Here is a 19,963-nt window from a genome sequence, read left to right on the forward strand (position 1 = left end):
GGAGAGTGTAGGATGAAGAAGTTTTTACTGTTTATCATTATGACTGTTTTAGCGATTACTTCGGTCGCTTGCGGTAAGAAAGAGACGCAAAAGGCGAGTGCTGGTAAGGGAGAAGGCGATCGATTAGTAACGAATATTAGTAGTGATCCATACACACTTGATTCTGCTATTGCAACAGATAGCACGTCAGGTTATATCATTGGGCAGTTGTTTTCAAGTTTATATACGCAAGATAGTGATGGGAAATATCAAAATGAATTAGCAGAGAAAGAAGAAGTAAATGCTGATGGAACTGAATATACAATCCATTTGAAGAAAGATATTAAATGGTCAGATGGTTCTCCTATTACGGCAAATGATTTTGAATTTGCATGGAAGCGATTATTAAATCCGAAAACGGGTTCTATGAATGCGACAGAAATGTATTTCATTAAAGGGGCAGAGGCATATAATACTGGAAAAGGTGAAGAGGGACAAGTTGGCATTCAAGTCGTTGATCCTCAAACATTAAAGGTAACTCTTGAACATCCAGTTGCTTCTATTAAACAGAAATTAGCAAGTTCATTATTCATTCCATTATCTAAAAAATCAATTGATGATAATAATAAATTAAAAACAGATCCAAAAGAGTTAATTACGAATGGACCATTCAAGTTAAAAGAGTGGAAGCATAACCAGGCTATTACAGTACAAAAAAATAAAGAATACTACGATAAAAAGGTAACATTAAAAGAAATTGAGTTTCGTATTATTCCAGACTCTAAAACAGCGTATCAATTATTTAAATCAAAAGAATTAGATTTACTAAGTGGTTTACCACAAGAGATGATTGAAAAAGAAAAAGGAAATAAAGAATATAAGCGTGTTGCAGGATTCTCATCTTATATTTATTCGTTTAACGTAGAAAAAGAGCCGTTTACAAATGCGAAAGTACGTAAAGCATTCTCTTTAGCAGTTGATCGTAAATTTATCGTTGAAAAACTGTATAAAAATAATGCGCAAGAAGCATATGCATTCGTTCCAGAAGGAGCAAAAACACAAAGTGGTCGTGATTTCCGTAAAGAAAAAGGTGATTACGTTAAATTTGATCCATCAGAAGCGAAAAAATTATTAGAAGAAGGTATGAAAGAACAAGGGTGGTCTACATTACCTGAAGTAACATTAAAATTCACTACAGATACACAACATAAAAAAGTAGCAGAAGCAATGCAAGAAATGTTTAAGAAAAATCTTGGCGTAGATATTAAATTAGAAAATAAAGAGTGGAAGAGTTACATCGACACATACAAGCAAAGTGATTTCCAATTAGCTTATATGGGATGGGGCGGCTCTTTATTAGATCCAATTACTAAACTAGATTTATATGCAGGTGATGGTCCGAATAACTATGCAAAATGGCATAATAAAGAATTTGACGCTTTAGTAAAAGAAGCAAAAGTTGAACAAAACGAAGATAAGCGTTTTGACTTATTGCATAAAGCGGAAGATATTATGTTTACAGATTCACCATTAATCCCAATTATTTTCCCAAGTGCTTCATATTTACAAAAACCATCAGTATCTGGTGTTCAGTTCATTATCGGTTCTAGTCCAGAACTAAGATACGCAAAAATTAAAAAATAAAGAAGTAGGCAATTGCCTACTTCTTTATTTTATTTCTCTTTTATATTCTTTTTTCGTTCCATCAGAGAAGACAACTTCTAAATCGAATTTTTGGTAGTCTTTATCAAGTTTGAACACGTTCACTACTTGATCGATTACTTCTTGGTCAGGAGTATCTTTATCAAATTTTAATTCTTGTAGAAGTGGGCTTAATTTTGTAATAGCCTCGTCACCTGTAAACTTTGCATTTGTTTTATGGTCTTCAAGCTTTGCTTCCATTTTCTTATCAGCGGCTACATTTTTATAATCAGCTTCGTAGTCTTTCTTCGTATCTTGATAGTCTGCATCTAAACTAAATTCATTAAAGTTTAGTTTTAAATCTGCAGGAGCTTCATTTTTTGCTTCTTCAGTCGTCTTTTTATTAGAAGTTGTGTCTTCTTTTGCAGGCGCTTTACATCCTGTTAATGCAGGTACTAGCATAAGAGCTAATAAAACTGATAGTAGAATTCTCATTATAAATTCCTCCTTATGTAAATTCGTTCTATACAAGTTTTTCCCAAAAACATGTAATTATGTATGTGTTGAAAATAAATTATTATCCTGCAGTCACAAGGGCTCATCCGCAATTTAAATCAAAAATGATTTGTATGTATATGGTAAATTGAAGTTGTGAGGGAGGTACTGAAATGCTTTCTAAAACGTATCAAACCATTTCAAGTAACATATGCAGCAAATGGCTATTATACGATAATATTCGGAGGAGTTAGTTTAGAGAGAAATATTATTTCATTATTAGTTATTGTATTGGTTACACAATTAGTAGCAGTGAAGACTTTAGCTATAAAAGGAATGGTAAAGGGAAGAAGAAGCTTTGTAGTTAAAGTTGTATAAAAGTAAAAAGGTATCCTTCGTAGGATACCTTTTTACTTTTGTTATTTTGCAACTTCTGTCCACTTGTAGTTAAATTCACCGCCGAAGTCAGTCGTTACAAGTCCTTTAATGAAAGAGCGTTGTAAGTAAGAACGACCTTGTTGGTATAAAGGAGCGACAGCGCCGTCTTGTAATAGAATTTTTTCAGCTTGCTTCATTGCTTCAAAGCGTGCTTTTTCATCGCCAGCTAAATCTGTTTTCACTTTATGAATTAGCTCATCGTACTCTTTGTTAGAGTATTTATCGAAGTTATAAGCACTATCTGTTGTAAATAAATCTAAGAATGTAATTGGATCAGCGAAGTCAGGGCCCCAGCCGTCAATACCAATTTCATAGTCACCACTTAATAGTAGTTTCAACTGTTGTTTACGTGGTTGTGGTTTTAAATTCACTGTTAATCCATCAAGGTTTTTTTCTAATTCACCTTTTAAATATTCACCAGTCTTTTTAGCTAAAGCATTGTCACTTGTTAATAGTTCGATTGTTACTTTGTCAGTACCAAGTTCTTGTTTTGCTTTTTTCCAGTTTTCTTTCGCTGTTTTCACATCATCCTTGACTAGATTTCCATTTTCTTTACGGAAGTCATTGCCTTCTGGACTCTTTGCAAATTTCGCAGGAACCATTCCTTCAGCTGGAATAGCACCGTTATTTAAAATTGTTTCTACGTAAGCCTTTTTATTCATTGCGCCGTTAATAGCAAGGCGTGCATGTTGATTTTTTAATGTTTCATTTTTCTGATTTAGTCGTAAGAATTGAATGCCGACTTCAGCGCGTTCCTTGAAGTTTGGATCGCTCTTATATTTATCAACAAACTCTGCAGTTAAAGCAACGCGATCAATTTGTCCTGAATCATATAAGTTCACTTCTGTAGACTTATCTTTAACGACATTGAAGTTGATTTCTTCTAATTTTACCGTTTTAGCATCCCAATAGTTAGGGTTTTTCTTCAATTGGAAACTTTGTTCGTGTTTCCAGTTATCTAATGTGAAAGCACCGTTGTAAATTAAATGATTTGTTTCTAAACCGTATTTATCGCCCTGAGACTTTAAGTACTCTTCATTAATTGGCAAGAATGTTGAGAATGTCGTTAAGCTTAAGAAGTAAGGAACAGGACGGTCTAGTTGTACTTCTAACGTTTTGTCATCAACAGCTTTGACCCCTAGTTGATCAATTGGTAATTGTTTTTGGTTTATTTGTTTCGCATTCTGTACATCGAAGAATAAGAATGCGTATTCAGCTGCTGTATCAGGATTTACGGCACGTTGCCAAGCAAAGACGAAGTCCTTTGCTGTAACAGGAGTACCGTTTGACCATTTTGAATCACGCAGATGGAATGTATATTTTGTTTTATCGGGACTAATGTCAACCGACTCAGCAACACCAGGAATCGGTTTGTTATCTTCTCCCATTGCATATAAACCTTCAAAAACATTGCGCATTACATTCATGGATTCCCCATCCGTTGCTTTTGCAACATCCATTGTTGGAATTTCTGAAGCGAATGATAAGTTAATTGCTTGTTTATCAGGTACTTTATCGTTTGCTTTCGCTCCGCCTGCATTATCTTTATTTCCCCCGCAAGCAGTTAGTAATAGACTTGCCCCTAAAACAGATGCAACAACAGGTACAACTTTTTTCTTCATTGTTCGTTCCTCCCTAAATGTGTTGTTCGTAACGTCATAATGTCCATGTCTTGAAGTAGCTATAGAAGGAGATAGAACCTATTATAAATATTTGTTTATAGGTAATCAGGTGTTCTATATGTATATACATGTTGAGCTATAATCTATCGTTATATGTTTCAACTTAGTAGACATTATATTTTGATGGTGAAATATTTTGTTTCTTTGATTATTTAGAATATTAACACTGGAAAGAACTATATGTCAATAATAAAAATAGAATGTTAATTTCTTAGAATAATATATTAAAAAAGTAGATTCTTTTGTGTGAGAGAACCTACTTTTAATATATTTTGCTAAAAAAACAATTGGTGTGGGCTAATAATAAGTGGGGATGAAGAACCCCCACTTATTACGGTTTTACTTTATTTTTCAATTTTTGCCCACTTGAAGTTTAATTGACCCGCAAAGTCTACTTGCACAATTCCTTTCACATAAGAACGTTCTAAATAAGATTCGCCTTTTTGGTAAAGAGGAGCGATAACAGAGTCTTTAAATAATATTTTCTCGGATTCTAGTAATGCTTCCCAGCGAGCTTTTTCATCACCAGCTAAAGTTGTTTTCACTTTTGCTATTGTTTCATCGAATTCCTTATTAGAGTAATGATCTAAGTTATAAGGGTTATTCGTTGTAAATAGCTCAAGGAATGTAATTGGATCCGCAAAGTCAGGGCTCCAGCCGTCAATTCCGATTTCGTAGTCACCTTTTAATAAAAGCGAAACTTGTTGCTTACGCGGTTGCGGTTTTATATTTACTGTTAATCCATCTAGATTCTTTTCTAGTTGCCCTTTTAAGAATTCACCAGTTTTCTTATCAAGGTCAGCATCACTCGTTAATAATTCTAATGTTATCTTTTCAGAACCAAGCTCTTGTTTAGCTTTTTTCCATAATTCTTGTGCAGATTTTGTATCAACTTTTGTTAAATCGCCGTTTGCAGTACGGAAGTCTTTTCCTTCAGGTCCTTTTGCAAAGTTTTTTGGAACGAGACCAAATGTTGGTGTAGAGCCATCATTTAATAACGTATTTACAAAGGATTTTCTATCAATTGTTTGATCGATTGCTTGGCGTGCAGAAACGTTTTGAAGTACTTTGTTTTGTTGATTCATGCGTAAAAATTGTACGCCTACATTTGGACGTTCTTTAAAGTTAGCATCTTTTTTATATTTATCAACGAAGTCAGATGTTAGTTTTATACGATCTAATTGTTTTGACTCGAATAAATTTACTTCTGTTGATTTTTCTTTTACGACGTTAAAATTGATTTCTTCTAGTTTGACAGTATCTTTATCCCAATAGGTAGGGTTCTTCTTAAATTTAAAGCTTTGTTCGTGCTTCCAATCGCTTAGTGTAAAAGCTCCATTGTACAAGATTGTATTATCTTCTAAAGCGTACTTATCACCTTGTGCTTTAAAGAATTCCTCGTTAATTGGTAGAAATGTTGGGAACGCTGTTAAGCTAATAAAATACGGAACAGGACGCTCCAATTCTACCTCAAACGTATGGTCATCAACTGCTTTTACACCAAGTTGGTCGGCTGGAAGTTCTTTGTTGTTAATTTTTGTTGCATTTTTAATATCAAAGAATAGAAATGCATATTCAGAGGCTGTTGCTGGATCTACGGCACGTTGCCAAGCGAACACAAAATCTTTCGCTGTAACAGGAGTGCCGTTTGACCATTTTGAATCTCGCAAATGGAATGTGTATTTCGTTTTATCGCCACTTACTTCATGAGATTTTGCAACACCAGGAACAGGTTTGTTACCTTCACCAAGATTATACAAACCTTCAAATACGTTTCTCATTACTTGACCAGAATCAGTATCTGTAGCACGAGCCGTATCCATTGTTCGTATTTCAGTAGGTGAAGATAAGTTTAAAACCTGTTTACTAGGTGCCTCGTCTTTTGCATTTGCTCCGCTTGCTTCGTTTTTATAACTACCGCAACCAGTTAATAAAATACTTACTCCTACAACTGATGCAATACCGGGTACAAACTTCTTTTTCATTTGATTTTCCTCCTAAATAATTAAGTTTGGATGATGATGAGGGAAATGAAAAATAAAAAATCCCTCTTTTCATATTGAGAAAGAGGGATTTTTACGTACAAGTTATGCACCCGTATATAAACGAAGTCCCTCATTCTATCTTTCAAGCATAAAGCTTGCAGGAAGTGGCACAGTATTCAAAATGAACCTGCTGCCGAGGTTTCAAAGGGCCAGTCCCTCCACCTCTCTTGATACAATGAGTAAACGAATAAATTTTATTAATTTTTGTGTTTCTTTGATAATTCAAAATCTTATACCTTGAATAATGAAGTGTCAACCAAATGAAATATAGTTTAAATTTTCAGTTTTCTTAAACGGAAAAACCACTGCATATGGCAGTGGTTTTTCTACTAGAAGTTAAAGTTATCTGGATCTGGACCAACGCGACGATCTTCATTTAAAGCTTGAATTGCTTTCATATCATCAGCACTTAATTCAAAGTCGAAGATGTTTGCATTTTCAATAATGCGATGTTCTTTAATTGATTTAGGGATTGTTACAACTTCGTTTTGTAAATCCCAGCGTAAAATAATTTGCGCAGTTGATTTATTATATTTTGTCGCAATTTCTTGTAACGTTGGATTATCTAGTAGTTGTCCTTGCATTAATGGTGACCAAGCTTCAAGCTGGATATTATGTTCTTTACAGAATGCATGTAGCTCTTCTTGTGCTAAACGTGGGTGATATTCCACTTGGTTGACCATTGGCTTAATTTCAGCAATTTCAAATACGTCTTGTAAGTGGTGAATGTGGAAATTACTCACACCGATAGCGCGAACACGGCCATCTTTATAAAGTTTTTCTAATGCTTTCCATGATTCAGTATATTTCCCTTTTACAGGCCAATGTACTAAATATAAATCTAAATATTCTAGACCTAATTTCTCTAATGTAGTTTCAAATGCTTGAAGTGTTGTTTCATATCCTTGATCGCTATTCCATACTTTTGAGGTAATAAATAATTCTTCACGTGAAACACCGGATTCACGAATCGCTTGTCCAACGCCTTCTTCATTTTGATAGATTGCTGCAGTATCGATGCTGCGGTAGCCATTTTTAATTGCTGCTTTTACAGAATCAATTACTTCTGAACCATTTTCTACTTTAAAAACACCTAAACCAAACCAAGGCATTTTTACACCGTTATGTAATGTTGTATAATCTTTTAAACTTGTTAAAATCATATTATTTCCCCCTAGCTTTTTTGTTTGTTGCTTCTACTGCTTTTTGAATTGCCTCTGAAAAATTATATTCGTATAAAGTTTTGAGACCCTCAGCTGTGGAACCACCTGGCGTTGTTACTTGTTCGCGGAGGTTAGCTGGATTTTGCGTTTGCTCGAGCATAGAAGCAGAGCCAGAAATCATTTGAATGACAAGATGTTTTGCGGTTTCTTCATCGACTCCATAACTTTTTGTTGCTTCAATTAAGCTTTCAGCAAAGTAATAAAGGAAGGCTGGTGCACTTCCAGTAACTGCAGTAAGCTGATGAACTTCTTCCTCAGTACAAAGTTGCGAAGTACCAATACCTCTTAAAAGCAGTTGCAGGGTTTCTTGATGCATCTCGGCTACTGATTGTCCTATTGTATATAAGGAGATAGACTTTCCAATTTCAGCAGCTGTATTAGGCATAATCCAAGCAACAGGTGTGCCTTTTGGGAGTCTAGCTTCTAAATAAGATGGTCCAATGCCAGCTGCTACTGTTACGACAAGTTGATTTGATATTAACGGAGATAGCTCAGCTAATAATTCTTCATGAGCAGAAGGTGGCATTGCTAAAACAACCGTATCGACAGATGTAATATGCTGCTTCCAATCCGTTGTAATAGACACATTATATCGCCTTTGTAATTGTTCTAACTTTTCTACGTTGCTTCGGTTAGAGATGATAATTTCTTCGATGTATTCTTTGCTTGTTTTAAGTAATCCGGAAAATATAGCTTCTGCCATACGACCAGCACCAATAAATAAAATTCGATGTTTGTTAGGCATATCCTTTATTCCTTTCTAGTAGAGATATGTTATAAAAACGATATCATCTTTAAGAGAATTTTGTAAAAAGAAAAGACTTACCGTAGATGGAATGGATAATGAGAAGGAGGAAATTCATGGTAAAGGAAAGGACTATTCCTTATACTGGTGATAGGGAATTTATTACACATCTGGGGAGAGATAAATATGGTTAGAAGTCCACTTTTTTTACTTGTTTCTAGTATTATTTGTGTATTAGTTGGATTGTATATTCAATCGAGTTATATTGAAATTTTCGCATCAATTATGGGAATCATTAATGTTTGGTTATTAGCGAGAGAAAAAGTATCCAACTTTTTATTTGGCATGATTACTGTTGCGGTATTTCTATACATTTTTATTACACAAGGTTTATATGCAATGGCAGTATTAGCCGCTTTTCAATTTATATTTAATGTATATGGTTGGTATTATTGGATTGCACAAAGTGGGGAGGGAGAAGTAAAAGCAACAGTTCGTTTAGATTTGAAAGGGTGGACTTTTTATATAAGTTTTATTTTAGTTGCTTGGATTGGTTGGGGTTATTATCAAGTCCGTTATTTAGATTCAACAAGTCCATATTTAGACGCTTTAAATGCCGTATTGGGACTAGTGGCTCAATTTATGTTAAGTCGAAAAATATTAGAAAACTGGCATTTATGGATTTTATATAACGTAGTTAGCATTGTAATTTATATTTCTACTGGTTTATACGTCATGCTAATATTAGCTATTATTAATCTCTTTATATGTGTAGCTGGTTTGCTAGAGTGGAAGAGCAATTATAAGGGGCAAGAACATACAAATAATTATATATAGAAAATAATTAGAATTAAAAAACCCCTGAAGCATATATGCTTCAGGGGTTTACTAATAGAATATAAGATTAAGCTTTTGTCATACCAAGTAATACAGCGCCGCCGATAATTAAAACACTACCTAGTGCAATAAAGATCAATTGACGTTTTGTTTTCTTTTCACCTAAGAATACAATCGCACCGAATGTTGAGATAACGATTCCAGTTTGAGATAATGGGAAGCTTGTTGCTACTCCAACACGTGGTAATGAAAGAAGTAAGAATAAGTTTCCAGTTCCCCATAGTAAACCAGATAAAGCATTACGGATTGCATATTTGTTAAATGGTTTATGTTTAGATGTCAGTACAACCGCACCAACAAACATACCAACTGCTTGTGGTAAAATAGCAGACCAACCATCGATATTATACCAACGAATAATAATTACATATACAAGATAGCCGAAAGTAGAAACAATTAAAGTAAGAAGTCCTTTTTTCAATTGTCCTGGTGGCTGAGCATTTTCTTTATCATCTAGTGATGTGAATACAACACCAACTACGATTAATAGGATTGCAATCGTTCCCAGAATAATCGTTGTAGTAGTAGTCCACTCACGGAAAGCGATAACCCCAAAGATAGAAGTTGCAACAAGTTGCATACCAGTAGAAATTGTTACGGTAGTTGAAACACCTAGTTTTTCAACTGTTTTTAATTGGTTTACTTGTCCTAAAGCCCAGAATAAACCTGAAATAAACCCAACAATTAAGACTGTCATTGTTAAAGCTGGTTGAGTAAATACATACATAATTGTTGCGAAGAATAGAGCACCGATTGTCATACCTACCGTTTGGCTATATGCACCACCGCCCATTTTTACGCTTACTAATAAGATGTTTCCCCATGCAATTGCAGGAAGAAGCGCTAATAAAATGTCCATTACAAGACTCCCTTCGGTTTGCTATACCAATATAGTTACATATCGTTCTAACGATCGGTAATGCCCCACTAATAGAGTAGAAGATTACCGATCGCTAAAACAGGATGAAGAATTCACGATATAAATGCGTTTTCATTTCTTCATTTTTTGAAACACCTCCATATAATAACAGGAAATTGCCTATTTTAGAAAGTGAATTCAAATAAAATGTATATTTAAATAAGAGGTAAAATTCAGTTATTTCCCGGTGGTATATTTTATTTCCTAAGAAATAAAGAAGCAGCTTCCAAAAAAGCTGCTTTAAGGGTTAGTAATTCTTTTGTTAATAAGCTGAATACATAGCAGAAATAGGAGTGACATACTAATAGTGATAACCACAAGTGTCCAGGCGAGTTGCATATTACTTGCGTCAATGGCCATGTAAATTGCAGTCGGGATTGTCTGTGTTTTACCAGGGATATTCCCGGCAAACATGAGTGTAGCACCAAACTCACCGAGCGCGCGGACAAAGCTCAAAATCATCCCGCTTAGTAATGCAGGAAATGCGAGCGGAAGTGTAACGTGCAGAAAAACTTGATATTCACTTGCGCCAAGGTCACGAGCACTTTCTTCAATTTGTACATTTGCGATAGAAAATCCTGTTTTCGCTGATTGGTACATAAGCGGAAATGCAACAACTGTAGAAGCGATGATCGCAGCGGTAGATGTGAACATAATAGACTGCTGAAATAATGATTCAACCCACCTTCCGATCGGGCTGTTGTTTCCAAAAATGATAATGAGAAAGAAGCCGATAACAGTTGGTGGAAGTACCATTGGTAATAAAAATATGGTTTCTAATAGTACTTTATATCGCCATGAGGAGCGAGCTAGTGCTCGCCCGACAATCGTCCCTAAAATTGTAACGAGAATAGTGGCACACGCAGCTACTCTTAAAGATAGAAAGACAGGCGATATAATAGCATCAATGCTCATAGTAATTACGACAGGACTGTAAATCCATATTTCTTAAAGATAGATTGTGCATCTTTTGACTGCAAATACTCATAAAATGAAGTCGCCTCTTTCTTATGTTTAGATTCCTTTATAACACCTAAAGGATAGTGGATTGGCTCATGAGAAGTAGCTGCTGCTGTTTCACCAATTTTTACTTTATCTGAAATGAGAGCATCTGTTTTGTATACGATACCAGCATTGACATTTCCTGTTTCTACATATGTTAACACTTGGCGAACATCTTTTGTAAATACGACTTTATTTTGAACATCATTCCAAAGGTTTTCGTGTGTTAGAGAGGCCTTTGCATATTTGCCAGCAGGTACAGATTCAGGTGTACCAAGTGCGATTTTTTTGATTTTCTCATCTTTTAAATCTTGAAATTTTGTAAGAGAACTATCTTTAGGGATGACTAGAACTAGTTCATTTCCAAGAAGATTTTTCCCTTCTTTTTCATTAATGAATCCTTTTTTTACAAGGATTTGGAATTTATCTTCTGCAGCAGAGAAGAATAAATCAGCAGGTGCACCTTGTTCAATTTGTTGTTGAAGTGCTCCAGAAGCACCGAAGTTAAAAGAAAGTTTAATATTTGGTTCTTTTTCTTTATATTGTTTTTCAATTTCTTTTAATGCATCTTGTAAGCTTGCAGCAGCTGAGATAGTAAGTTCAACTGCTTTTCCTTCTTTAGCAGTTGATTTCTCTTTCTTATCTCCGTTTGTACATGCAACACTAAATATAAGAAGAAAAGAAAGTATAAGTGCCCCAATCGAACGTAATGTAAATTTATTCATAAAAAAATCCCCTTTCGTTTTGACACATCTAATTATAACTAAATATAACTAAATATAACTAGTTATAATTGAATATAATTTGAACATATATCTATTTTTAAAAAATAGGAGAAATATTCTTTTCTTTGTTACAATGAAAGAAGAAAGTGAGGAATCGTCTATGGATCATCATTCCTACACAACGGAAGAAGTAGCAAAGCGATTAAAAGTATCAAAATTAACTGTATACGACTTAATTAAAAAAGGAGAACTTCCTTCTTATAGAGTTGGTAGACAGATGCGCATTGATGCAGCAGATTTAGATCAATATATAAAACAAATGAAAACAGGAAAGGTACAAGTTACTCCTGTAAAAAACGATGGTAGTAGTATCTTGAACACGTGTATTATTAGTGGTCAAGAACTAACGTTAGATATGTTAGCTAAACGTATAGAAAATCGTTTGCCAAGTTCTAATGTTTTAAGGGCGTATCAAGGTAGCTTAACAAGTTTAGTGAAAATGTATCAAGGAGAAGGAAGTATCGTTAGTTTGCATTTGTTTGATGGTGAAACGGGTACATATAATGTTCCTTATGTAAAACGCATTTTAGTAGGCCAGCCATGTATTATGATTAATTTATTGTCCAGAAATGTAGGATTTTATGTCCAAAAAGAAAATCCGAAGAAAATAAAGACATGGGCCGACATATCTGGATCCACTATAAAGTTTGTAAATCGAGAAAAGGGTTCTGGTATTAGAGTGTTAGTGGATGAACAATTACGAATCCAAAAATTAAATAAAGCTGATATTAGTGGATATGAATGGGAAGAATCGAATCATCTGGGTGTTGCCACGCAAGTTGCAAATGGAAAAGTTGATGTAGGAGTAGGTTCAGAAAAGTTTTCGCAAATTGTAAATGTGGACTTTATTCCAATCATGAAAGAACAGTATGATTTAGTAATTTTGAAGAATAAAGAAAATGAAGAGCTGATTGAAGTCGTGAAAGACATTCTGCAATCGGAAGAATTTCATAATGAATTAAATGCGATTGGCGGATATGATATTACGAAAACAGGTCAAATTATATATGAAACAAACTAAAAAGCTGCTTGTCTATAAGACGAGCAGCTTTTTCTATATATAAAGGGGTTTGGGGAAACAAAGTGTTAAACAAGACCTTGAGCAAGTGTATAAATGAAAGCCGTAAGAAGAGTAGCTCCACTTGCAAGTCCGATAAAGTCTGATTTGTTGAAAGTAATGTTGTTCATTATAATCTCTCCTTATTTGTTTAATGTAGTTGCAACAGCTTTTGCATCGACAAGTGCGGATAGCACCATGCCCATTGTATTTAAAAATTTATTTGATTTCATATTGTTCATCATGCGTATCCGCTCCTTTTCGAATTGTTGTTGCCCTGCTTATGTCTTAATTATAGGAAATATGTCCACTTGCAACTATCGAATTAGCTTACGAAAGACTTACACTTTTGTAAGAAAAAAAGACATTCATGTAAGAATGTCTTTCACAGCATATTGATATGATGATGTTCTTCAATTGTTTTTAAAAAACTACGCATTGAATTCGTCATGTAGCTATCTTTACGGCGTATGAAAACCGTTGAAATACTGCCGTATTTTTGAGGGATTGCATGACAATGTACCTTACCTGCTTTAGAAAGATGATGGACAGCAGACTGTGGTACGAGTGTAATTCCGAGGCCGAGTGCAACGCTGTTTAATATCGTCTCTAATATATTGAATTCCATAATTCTTTTTGGTAGCAAACCTTCGTCTTTCAGCCATCGTTCTAGTTTGGAACGATATCCGCATCCTTGGTTAAAAACGAGTAGAGGCGTTGTTGTAAATTCTTCTATATGAAAAGCTTTATTTTGTGTTACAAGCACTAATTTTTCTGTACTAACATCGTATTGTTCGATTAGTGGATGTTTAATAGGACCTGATATAAAGGCACCATCTAATTGATGATCAAGTACTTCTCTAATTAATTCTTCTGTTAGACCCGCTTGTAATGATAAATCGACATTCGGATAGCTTTTATAGTAAGAAGATAAAATGGTAGGTAATGTACTTACTGTTTCTACTGTACCGATTTTTAATATACCGGAGGGTGTTTCACTATCTAAAAATACTTGTTTTAGTTCGTCGACATCTTGCAAAATTTTACTAACATAAACGAGCATTTTTCTTCCTTCAGCTGTTAAAGTCATTCCTCGTTTATGGCGGTAAAAGAGTGGGGTTTTTAATTCGTTTTCTAGTTGTTTAATACGTGCAGTTACATTTGATTGTACATAATTTAATTCCTTTGCTGCGCTACTTACACTACCCTGGTCGGCAACGCTTTTAAAGATTTGTAAGTCTCGTAATTCCATTTTGTAATCCCCCTTGACGTTAACTATCATTATAAATGATAGTTAACATCATTTTGAATCATTTTACGTGATATATTTTTTCTTTTACAATTCTCTTTGTGCAAATAGAAAGAAACGGGGGATTGCGGTGAGAAGAGGTCAAATGATAATAGGGGCTTTAGCGTGTTTAATTGCGAGTATGTCATGGGGAGCGATGTTTCCAGTTGCTGATCATGCGCTAGAATACATAGATCCATTTTATTTTTCGCTTATTCGTTATGGAGCAGTGGCGATAATGCTGATTGTATTGTTGTTAATGAAAGAAGGAAAACAGGCATTTCGTTTAGAGGGAAGAGGAAAGTTACTCGTCTTTTTTGGAACGATGGCATTTACAGTATATAATGTCCTCATATTTTTAGGGCAAATGTTAATGGGTAAGTCGGGTGTAATGGTAGCTTCCATTATGGAATCACTTATGCCGATGATTTCTATTTGTATTTTATGGGGATATAAGCATATAAAACCGAAGAAGTATATGATAACGAGTATGGTTATTGCTTTTGTAGGAGCTGTGTTTGTTATTACAAAAGGTGACATGAGTTTCTTTGTAACATTGAAAGATAATATGTTCTCATTAGCATTTATATTTATTGGTGTTGTAGGCTGGGTTATTTATACGATGGGTGGTCAAACGTGTAGTGATTGGTCAACATTACGTTATTCTACGTTGACGTGTGTATTCGGTACGACTGTTACAGGAATTATAACGGTAATTATTACGTCGCTTGGATATGTTTTAGTTCCTAGTATGGGAACGATTTCTATTGTGAAGTACGATTTGTTATTTATGATGACATTGCCAGGTATTGTAGCGCTACTTGCTTGGAACTATGGTGTGAAAATTTTATCATCCATTAATGGGATTTTATTTATTAATTTTGTACCAATTACGACTTTAGTTATTATGATGATGCAAGGGTATCAGATCACAATGTTTGATATTATAGGGACTGTACTTGTTATTGCAGCGCTTATTCGCAATAACGTTTGTCAGAGAAAAGAAGAAAATATAAATAAGAGAGTTTTACAAGAAGAGCAATTACGTCAAGCTGTTTAATAGGCAAATGGAGGATTTCACATGTTAGAAAGTTTATTGTTTTTCTTCGCCGTCGGAGTTGCCTGTGAGCTTGCAGCAATTAATCGAAATGGTCGTAAAAAGATAAAACAACAAGCTGAGCTGATACAGCTTTTAAAAGAATTGAAAGAAAGAAAAAATTAAAAAGACGACCGGGCATAGACGGTCGTCTTTTTCTATATAAAGGGGAAAGGGGACACAAAGTTATACAAGCGTAGCAGCGTAAATGAAAGCAGTAAGAAGAAGAGAGCCGCTAGCTAATCCTAAAAAATCTAATTTGTTAAAAGTAATGTTATTCATAATACATTCTCCTTACTTGTTTAATGTAGAAGCAACAGCTTTTGCATCGAAAAGAGCCGATAATACCATGCCCATTGTATTTAAGAAATTGTTCGTTTTCATTTTGTTCATCATATTGATCCACTCCTTTTCGAATAATTGTTGCCCTGTTTCTGACTTAATTGTATGAAATATAGTAAGAAGTAACTATCGAATTAGCTTACAAGAAAATTACACTTTTGTAAGAATTGAAATTTAACAATTCATCCTTAATTTTATTACCAACTCCTAAAACTTAGTGTTATAATTATTGTAAGAATATGATTATACTTCGGATGTTTAGAAAGGAACGAAATAAATGTATAAACCAATTACATTTTTGTTGAAATATATATTTAAAACAGCTGGGAAAGTAGAAGTACAAGGAAGAGAAAAGCTACCAGAAGGTGGACCGTATGTTGTTGCATGTACACATACAAGTTTTATGGATGTATTAATGTTAGCTACAGGGATGTATCCAACTCAAATTCATTACATGGCCAAAAAAGAATTATTTGAAGGGAAATTCAAAAATTGGTTCTTTAAAAATGTAAATGCATTCCCTGTAGATCGTGCGAATCCAGGACCAAGTACACTTAAAATTCCATCACGTTTATTAAAAGAAGGAAAGGTAGTAGGGATTTTTCCGAGTGGAACAAGATCAGCGGAAGATGTTTCATTAAAAGCGGGTGCTGTGACAATTGCGATGCGTTCTAATGTTCCGTTAGTACCAGCAGCTTATGTTGGTCCATCAAGTGTAAAAGAATTAATAAAGGGGAAAAAGGCACAATTGATTTTTGGAGATCCAATTCAAATTGAGGCTGGAGAACAAATAGATCGAAAAACCGCTATGAAAATGATGACAGATCAATTAAATGAGAAGTTTGAGGAGTTAAAGGAAGCTTTGCAATCAAATCAAAAATAAGAAAAGACGACCGGGCATAGACGGTCGTCTTTTCTATTACTATTTATAATAAAGGGGAAAGGGGACACAAAGTTATACAAGCGTAGCGGCGTAAATAAAAGCAGTAAGAAGAAGCGAGCCACTAGCTAGTCCTAAAAAATCTAATTTGTTAAAAGTGATGTTATTCATAATATATTCTCCTTACTTGTTTAATGTAGAAGCAACAGCTTTTGCGTCGATAAGAGCGGAAAATACCATGCCCATTGTATTTAAGAAATTGTTCGTTTTCATTTTGTTCAGCATATTAATCCGCTCCTTTTCGAATAGTTGTTACCCTGTTTCTGACTCAATTGTATGAAATGTTGCGGAAAGTAACTATCGAATTAGCTTACAGAAAAATTACACTTTTGTAAGAGAAACGAATGAAGGTGTAATGATAAGAAGATTTGACATATGTTCATGAGATTCATTAAGTTAAAGGTAGAGGTGAGTGTATGGCTAATATTAAAGATATTGCAAAGATGGCGGGAGTTTCAGTTACGACTGTTTCGAGAGTGTTGAATGATCACCCATATGTAAGTGAAGAAAAAAGGAAAGCGGTTATAGAGATAGTTGAGAAATTGAATTACTCGCAAAACGCAAATGCTGTTCATTTATCAAAAGGAAAAACGAATATTGTTGGTGTGATTTTACCGTATATTAATCATCCGTGTTTTGATGCGATGGTGAGCGGAATGATGGAGACTGCGTTAGCGCATAATTACAGGGTGCTACTTTGCCAAACGAATTATAATAAAAAAGAAGAAATGAAAAGTTTACATATGTTAAAAACAAAACAATTGGATGGTCTTATTATTTGTTCACGTGCAAATGATTGGGAAACGATAGAACCGTATGCTTCTTACGGCGCAATAATTGCTTGTGAAGACAATGATATTTCAAACATCTCAAGTGTATATACGAATCATTCAGCGGCCTTTCAATTAGGAATGGATTATTTGATTGAGAAAGGTTATAAAAAAATTGGTTATTGCACGGGAAGGAAATTAGGGCCAAGTAGCCAAAAACGTTTTGATGTTTATAAACAGCAATTGCAATCTATAGACGAAGAGGTTAATGAAGAATGGATTTTTACAGAATGTTTTACACTAGAAGATGGTGTAAAAGTGGCTCATAAGTTAAAAGAGATGCAGGATCTTCCTGAAGCATTAATAGTAGCAGGTGATGAAGTTGCGATTGGGGTTATGACAGAGGTTGAAAAATTAGGGATTCAAGTTCCTGAGGATTTAGCGATTATTGGCTTTGATAATCAACCTATCTCGCAAGTGTTACAATTGACAACTATTGATCAAAATTTAAAGGAGATAGGGAAAACTGCTTTTGAAATGTTGCATAGAAAAGTGAATGACGAGAGTTCTGAACAAGAAAAGCTGGAAATTCCATACGAACTTGTGGAACGCTCTACAGTTTAATCGTAATCCGTTATGTGTATAATCGCATAACGGATTATTTTTTTGAAATATCTTTGACAGGAAACGCGTTTCATACTTTATAAAGGAGTTAAACCGGTCTGTAATAATCCATGGATTCTTTTCAAGTGTTAATGCAGTGAATAGAATTTGGAGGAATATGCATGAATGAACTTTTATCGAGTATGAAAAAGTATGTAGATGATGATGAAAAGATTCTGGCTTTTGTGGTAGGGATATTTGAGAAGGATAATTTTATATTATCGTATCAACATGGGGTTTTTGTTGCCACTACTAGACGTCTCCTTTTTTACGGGAAATTTCCGTACTATTCTTCAACATTTAAAGAGTATTCATATTTGCATATAGATAGCATAGATTTTCATCCGTATTTTGAATTTACTTGTAGTCATGAAACCATTCGCGCTAAGTATATTCAGAAAGGGAATGTGGAGCGATTTGTCCGTGCAGTTAGAGCAAATATGAATAATTAATCAACCCTCTGTTTAAACATAATATTTCAATTTTTAAGAGGGAAAATGCGGAATAAAAACCACTTCTAAACCTCTAGGAGATAGTGATACAATGTCAAATGGGGGGAGGGTATGAACTATGGTTAATCAACGTATAAAGGAAATAACACTAATTACAATTGGTTCATTATTATTCGCAATTGGTATTAATTACTTTGCAATTCCAAACCGTTTATCGGAAGGTGGAATTATTGGTTTAACGGTTGTTACGTACTACTTATTTGATTGGTCACCAGGAATTGTGAACTTTGCTATAAATGCAATTTTACTAGCTGTTGGTTATAAATTTTTTGATAAGAAAACAATGATTTATACAATTTTAGGGATTGTAGAAACATCTTTGTTTTTATACGTTACAGAACATATTGAGTATCATGTAAATAGTGATACATTATTAGCAGCTTTATTTGCTGGTTTATTTGTGGGTATTGGATTAGGCTGTATGTTCAAAGCCGGAGGTACATCGGGAGGATCAGCAATTTTAGCTCAGTTAGCAAATCAATATTTAGGTTGGAGTGTAGGTAAAGGCGTACTAATTATTGATATTGTTGTAATTGCTGGTTCTGTATTTATAATAGGGCAAGAAAAGGCGATGTATACACTTGTGGCTGTGTTCATTGGAGCGAAGGTGATTGATTTCATTGTAGAAGGAATGGACACAAAAACGGCTGTTACGATTATTTCGAATCAACCAGATTTAATTCGTGAAGCTATTACGAAAAATATGACACGCGGTGTTACTGTATTAGAAGGGCGCGGCGGATATACTGGTAAAAATAAAGAAGTTTTATATGTTGTTATTAATAAACAAGAGCTTGTTAAGTTAAAACAAGTTATTAGCCGGGTAGATGAAGATGCTTTCGTTGTTATACATGATGTACGTGATGTACTTGGCGGTGGCTTTAAAGCGAGCTAAAAGGTGAACGAGTAAATTCGTTCACCTTTTTTAATTCTTACAAAAATGTAAGTGTAATGTAATGAGATTCAATAGTAGATTTTATTCCCCCTTTTTAAAATGGATGTATATATATCCTGCAGAGGAGGAATGTTTATTATGAAGAAAAAAATCATCACTACTATAATAGCGATGATAGTGATAGTAGTAATGTTACTGCCTACGAAACTTGGACCGGTTATCGATAAATATAATCCATTTTATAAGACGAAAGAATACTATACGGTTGTGAATACGATTGGTCAGCATATCGGTGATGAGTGGTATGAATATGAATTTATTGCATTCGATGAACGTGGTAGAGAGCAGAAAATAAAGAAAACGGTTAAGCATATGTTAAAGAGAGATGAAGCATTAAAGGTTTTTGCAAAAGGGCGTTACGGTGAGTCCATTGAAGAGATTGAGGTTGCAAATATTCCTATAAATGCGAAGAGTAAACTTTTAACGGTGAGATAGCGAAATATACCCCCAGCTATTTTTTGTCGAAAATAAAAATACTGGGTAAGGGTA

22 protein-coding genes, 1 pseudogene and 1 riboswitch are annotated in these 19,963 nt (G+C 34.4%); of the genes and pseudogenes, 11 read left to right on the forward strand and 12 right to left on the reverse strand.

The window, feature by feature from the left end:
- Window positions 1-12 precede the first annotated feature (12 nt).
- Complete coding sequence (locus N2V79_RS01060) at window positions 13-1,623, forward strand: peptide ABC transporter substrate-binding protein (RefSeq protein WP_053565430.1); 1,611 nt, start codon at window positions 13-15, stop codon at window positions 1,621-1,623.
- Window positions 1,624-1,647: 24 nt separating this feature from the next.
- Here the strand turns inward: N2V79_RS01060 and N2V79_RS01065 are convergent, their stop codons facing one another.
- Window positions 1,648-2,115 carry a YusW family protein gene (locus N2V79_RS01065; RefSeq protein WP_001221557.1) on the reverse strand — a complete coding sequence of 156 codons (468 nt, stop codon included), beginning with the start codon at window positions 2,113-2,115 and terminating at the stop codon, window positions 1,648-1,650.
- A gap of 173 nt (window positions 2,116-2,288) precedes the next feature.
- Here N2V79_RS01065 and N2V79_RS01070 point away from each other — a divergent pair.
- A pseudogene (locus N2V79_RS01070) lies at window positions 2,289-2,493 on the forward strand (hypothetical protein).
- A 41-nt stretch (window positions 2,494-2,534) separates the two neighbouring features.
- Here the strand turns inward: N2V79_RS01070 and N2V79_RS01075 are convergent.
- The 4 genes from N2V79_RS01075 to proC all read right to left on the reverse strand — a co-directional run bounded on the left by N2V79_RS01075 (window position 2,535) and on the right by proC (window position 8,248).
- Window positions 2,535-4,175: a peptide ABC transporter substrate-binding protein gene (locus tag N2V79_RS01075; protein WP_000731063.1), complete on the reverse strand. Its 1,641-nt coding sequence runs from the start codon at window positions 4,173-4,175 to the stop codon at window positions 2,535-2,537.
- A gap of 404 nt (window positions 4,176-4,579) precedes the next feature.
- Window positions 4,580-6,220, reverse strand: coding sequence for a peptide ABC transporter substrate-binding protein (locus N2V79_RS01080; protein WP_053565427.1), 1,641 nt, complete (start codon window positions 6,218-6,220; stop codon window positions 4,580-4,582).
- 132 nt (window positions 6,221-6,352) lie between these two features.
- A riboswitch (SAM riboswitch) is annotated at window positions 6,353-6,457 on the reverse strand.
- Between the two features lie 152 nt (window positions 6,458-6,609).
- Complete coding sequence (locus N2V79_RS01085) at window positions 6,610-7,440, reverse strand: aldo/keto reductase (RefSeq protein ID WP_179118706.1); 831 nt, start codon at window positions 7,438-7,440, stop codon at window positions 6,610-6,612.
- Between the two features lie 4 nt (window positions 7,441-7,444).
- Window positions 7,445-8,248, reverse strand: a complete 804-nt coding sequence (gene proC, locus N2V79_RS01090) for a pyrroline-5-carboxylate reductase (protein WP_053565425.1) — start codon at window positions 8,246-8,248, stop codon at window positions 7,445-7,447.
- Between the two features lie 186 nt (window positions 8,249-8,434).
- On the opposite strand from proC, the gene pnuC reads away from it, so the two are divergent.
- Window positions 8,435-9,085 (forward strand): nicotinamide riboside transporter PnuC, encoded by a 651-nt coding sequence (gene pnuC, locus N2V79_RS01095; RefSeq protein WP_053565424.1) that lies wholly within the window; start codon window positions 8,435-8,437, stop codon window positions 9,083-9,085.
- A gap of 67 nt (window positions 9,086-9,152) precedes the next feature.
- Here pnuC and N2V79_RS01100 read toward each other — a convergent pair whose 3' ends face one another.
- From N2V79_RS01100 to modA, 3 genes are all read right to left on the reverse strand, one after another.
- Window positions 9,153-10,004 (reverse strand): GRP family sugar transporter, encoded by an 852-nt coding sequence (locus tag N2V79_RS01100; RefSeq protein WP_000353546.1) that lies wholly within the window; start codon window positions 10,002-10,004, stop codon window positions 9,153-9,155.
- A 300-nt stretch (window positions 10,005-10,304) separates the two neighbouring features.
- Window positions 10,305-10,979, reverse strand: a complete 675-nt coding sequence (modB, locus tag N2V79_RS01105; protein ID WP_002152004.1) for a molybdate ABC transporter permease subunit — start codon at window positions 10,977-10,979, stop codon at window positions 10,305-10,307.
- A gap of 5 nt (window positions 10,980-10,984) precedes the next feature.
- Window positions 10,985-11,791: a molybdate ABC transporter substrate-binding protein gene (gene modA, locus N2V79_RS01110; RefSeq protein WP_053565423.1), complete on the reverse strand. Its 807-nt coding sequence runs from the start codon at window positions 11,789-11,791 to the stop codon at window positions 10,985-10,987.
- Between the two features lie 160 nt (window positions 11,792-11,951).
- Between modA and N2V79_RS01115 the strand changes: the two genes are divergently transcribed.
- The gene (locus N2V79_RS01115; RefSeq protein WP_340719523.1) at window positions 11,952-12,872 is read left to right on the forward strand and encodes a substrate-binding domain-containing protein; all 921 of its coding nucleotides are present in this window, start codon (window positions 11,952-11,954) and stop codon (window positions 12,870-12,872) included.
- A 65-nt stretch (window positions 12,873-12,937) separates the two neighbouring features.
- Here N2V79_RS01115 and N2V79_RS01120 read toward each other — a convergent pair whose 3' ends face one another.
- On the reverse strand, window positions 12,938-13,039 hold the full coding sequence (locus N2V79_RS01120; protein WP_001060018.1) for a DUF3948 family protein: 102 nt from the start codon (window positions 13,037-13,039) through the stop codon (window positions 12,938-12,940).
- Window positions 13,040-13,293: 254 nt separating this feature from the next.
- Window positions 13,294-14,160: a LysR family transcriptional regulator gene (locus N2V79_RS01125; protein ID WP_053565422.1), complete on the reverse strand. Its 867-nt coding sequence runs from the start codon at window positions 14,158-14,160 to the stop codon at window positions 13,294-13,296.
- A gap of 127 nt (window positions 14,161-14,287) precedes the next feature.
- On the opposite strand from N2V79_RS01125, the gene N2V79_RS01130 reads away from it, so the two are divergent.
- Both N2V79_RS01130 and N2V79_RS01135 read left to right on the forward strand, forming a co-directional pair.
- Complete coding sequence (locus tag N2V79_RS01130; protein WP_340719524.1) at window positions 14,288-15,256, forward strand: DMT family transporter; 969 nt, start codon at window positions 14,288-14,290, stop codon at window positions 15,254-15,256.
- 21 nt (window positions 15,257-15,277) lie between these two features.
- A complete protein-coding gene (locus tag N2V79_RS01135) occupies window positions 15,278-15,418 on the forward strand; it encodes a YrzO family protein (RefSeq protein ID WP_000894065.1) in 141 nt (46 codons plus the stop codon).
- Window positions 15,419-15,478: 60 nt separating this feature from the next.
- Here N2V79_RS01135 and N2V79_RS01140 read toward each other — a convergent pair whose 3' ends face one another.
- Window positions 15,479-15,574, reverse strand: coding sequence for a DUF3948 family protein (locus N2V79_RS01140; RefSeq protein WP_001060007.1), 96 nt, complete (start codon window positions 15,572-15,574; stop codon window positions 15,479-15,481).
- Window positions 15,575-15,911: 337 nt separating this feature from the next.
- On the opposite strand from N2V79_RS01140, the gene N2V79_RS01145 reads away from it, so the two are divergent.
- On the forward strand, window positions 15,912-16,517 hold the full coding sequence (locus tag N2V79_RS01145; RefSeq protein ID WP_000277778.1) for a lysophospholipid acyltransferase family protein: 606 nt from the start codon (window positions 15,912-15,914) through the stop codon (window positions 16,515-16,517).
- Between the two features lie 72 nt (window positions 16,518-16,589).
- On the opposite strand, the gene N2V79_RS01150 is transcribed toward N2V79_RS01145, so the two are convergent.
- Entirely contained in the window at window positions 16,590-16,685 is a 96-nt protein-coding gene (locus N2V79_RS01150) for a DUF3948 family protein (RefSeq protein ID WP_001060007.1), read from the reverse strand.
- 305 nt (window positions 16,686-16,990) lie between these two features.
- Here N2V79_RS01150 and N2V79_RS01155 point away from each other — a divergent pair, with 305 nt between their 5' ends.
- The 4 genes from N2V79_RS01155 (at window position 16,991) to N2V79_RS01170 (ending at window position 19,909) form a co-directional block, all read left to right on the forward strand.
- Window positions 16,991-17,968, forward strand: coding sequence for a LacI family DNA-binding transcriptional regulator (locus tag N2V79_RS01155; RefSeq protein ID WP_001273903.1), 978 nt, complete (start codon window positions 16,991-16,993; stop codon window positions 17,966-17,968).
- 161 nt (window positions 17,969-18,129) lie between these two features.
- The gene (locus tag N2V79_RS01160) at window positions 18,130-18,459 is read left to right on the forward strand and encodes a PH domain-containing protein (protein ID WP_001004245.1); all 330 of its coding nucleotides are present in this window, start codon (window positions 18,130-18,132) and stop codon (window positions 18,457-18,459) included.
- Between the two features lie 118 nt (window positions 18,460-18,577).
- Window positions 18,578-19,414 carry a YitT family protein gene (locus tag N2V79_RS01165; protein ID WP_000248045.1) on the forward strand — a complete coding sequence of 279 codons (837 nt, stop codon included), beginning with the start codon at window positions 18,578-18,580 and terminating at the stop codon, window positions 19,412-19,414.
- 138 nt (window positions 19,415-19,552) lie between these two features.
- Window positions 19,553-19,909, forward strand: coding sequence for a YxeA family protein (locus N2V79_RS01170; RefSeq protein ID WP_254490120.1), 357 nt, complete (start codon window positions 19,553-19,555; stop codon window positions 19,907-19,909).
- Window positions 19,910-19,963 lie beyond the last annotated feature (54 nt).

The sequence above is a fragment of the Bacillus sp. CH_70 genome (assembly GCF_038007045.1).
GTDB classification, from domain to species: Bacteria; Bacillota; Bacilli; order Bacillales; family Bacillaceae_G; genus Bacillus_A; species Bacillus_A cereus.

Bases quoted from the DNA above. Each gene is read 5' to 3' on its own strand.
- N2V79_RS01060 (WP_053565430.1), top strand. From the start codon at position 13: ATGAAGAAGTTTTTACTGTTTATCATTATGACTGTTTTAGCGATTACT.
- N2V79_RS01065 (WP_001221557.1), bottom strand. From the start codon at position 2,115: ATGAGAATTCTACTATCAGTTTTATTAGCTCTTATGCTAGTACCTGCA.
- N2V79_RS01075 (WP_000731063.1), bottom strand. From the start codon at position 4,175: ATGAAGAAAAAAGTTGTACCTGTTGTTGCATCTGTTTTAGGGGCAAGT.
- N2V79_RS01080 (WP_053565427.1), bottom strand. From the start codon at position 6,220: ATGAAAAAGAAGTTTGTACCCGGTATTGCATCAGTTGTAGGAGTAAGT.
- proC (WP_053565425.1), bottom strand. From the start codon at position 8,248: ATGCCTAACAAACATCGAATTTTATTTATTGGTGCTGGTCGTATGGCA.
- pnuC (WP_053565424.1), top strand. From the start codon at position 8,435: ATGGTTAGAAGTCCACTTTTTTTACTTGTTTCTAGTATTATTTGTGTA.
- N2V79_RS01100 (WP_000353546.1), bottom strand. From the start codon at position 10,004: ATGGACATTTTATTAGCGCTTCTTCCTGCAATTGCATGGGGAAACATC.
- modB (WP_002152004.1), bottom strand. From the start codon at position 10,979: ATGAGCATTGATGCTATTATATCGCCTGTCTTTCTATCTTTAAGAGTA.
- modA (WP_053565423.1), bottom strand. From the start codon at position 11,791: ATGAATAAATTTACATTACGTTCGATTGGGGCACTTATACTTTCTTTT.
- N2V79_RS01115 (WP_340719523.1), top strand. From the start codon at position 11,952: ATGGATCATCATTCCTACACAACGGAAGAAGTAGCAAAGCGATTAAAA.
- N2V79_RS01120 (WP_001060018.1), bottom strand. From the start codon at position 13,039: ATGAACAACATTACTTTCAACAAATCAGACTTTATCGGACTTGCAAGT.
- N2V79_RS01125 (WP_053565422.1), bottom strand. From the start codon at position 14,160: ATGGAATTACGAGACTTACAAATCTTTAAAAGCGTTGCCGACCAGGGT.
- N2V79_RS01135 (WP_000894065.1), top strand. From the start codon at position 15,278: ATGTTAGAAAGTTTATTGTTTTTCTTCGCCGTCGGAGTTGCCTGTGAG.
- N2V79_RS01140 (WP_001060007.1), bottom strand. From the start codon at position 15,574: ATGAATAACATTACTTTTAACAAATTAGATTTTTTAGGATTAGCTAGC.
- N2V79_RS01145 (WP_000277778.1), top strand. From the start codon at position 15,912: ATGTATAAACCAATTACATTTTTGTTGAAATATATATTTAAAACAGCT.
- N2V79_RS01150 (WP_001060007.1), bottom strand. From the start codon at position 16,685: ATGAATAACATCACTTTTAACAAATTAGATTTTTTAGGACTAGCTAGT.
- N2V79_RS01155 (WP_001273903.1), top strand. From the start codon at position 16,991: ATGGCTAATATTAAAGATATTGCAAAGATGGCGGGAGTTTCAGTTACG.
- N2V79_RS01160 (WP_001004245.1), top strand. From the start codon at position 18,130: ATGAATGAACTTTTATCGAGTATGAAAAAGTATGTAGATGATGATGAA.
- N2V79_RS01165 (WP_000248045.1), top strand. From the start codon at position 18,578: ATGGTTAATCAACGTATAAAGGAAATAACACTAATTACAATTGGTTCA.
- N2V79_RS01170 (WP_254490120.1), top strand. From the start codon at position 19,553: ATGAAGAAAAAAATCATCACTACTATAATAGCGATGATAGTGATAGTA.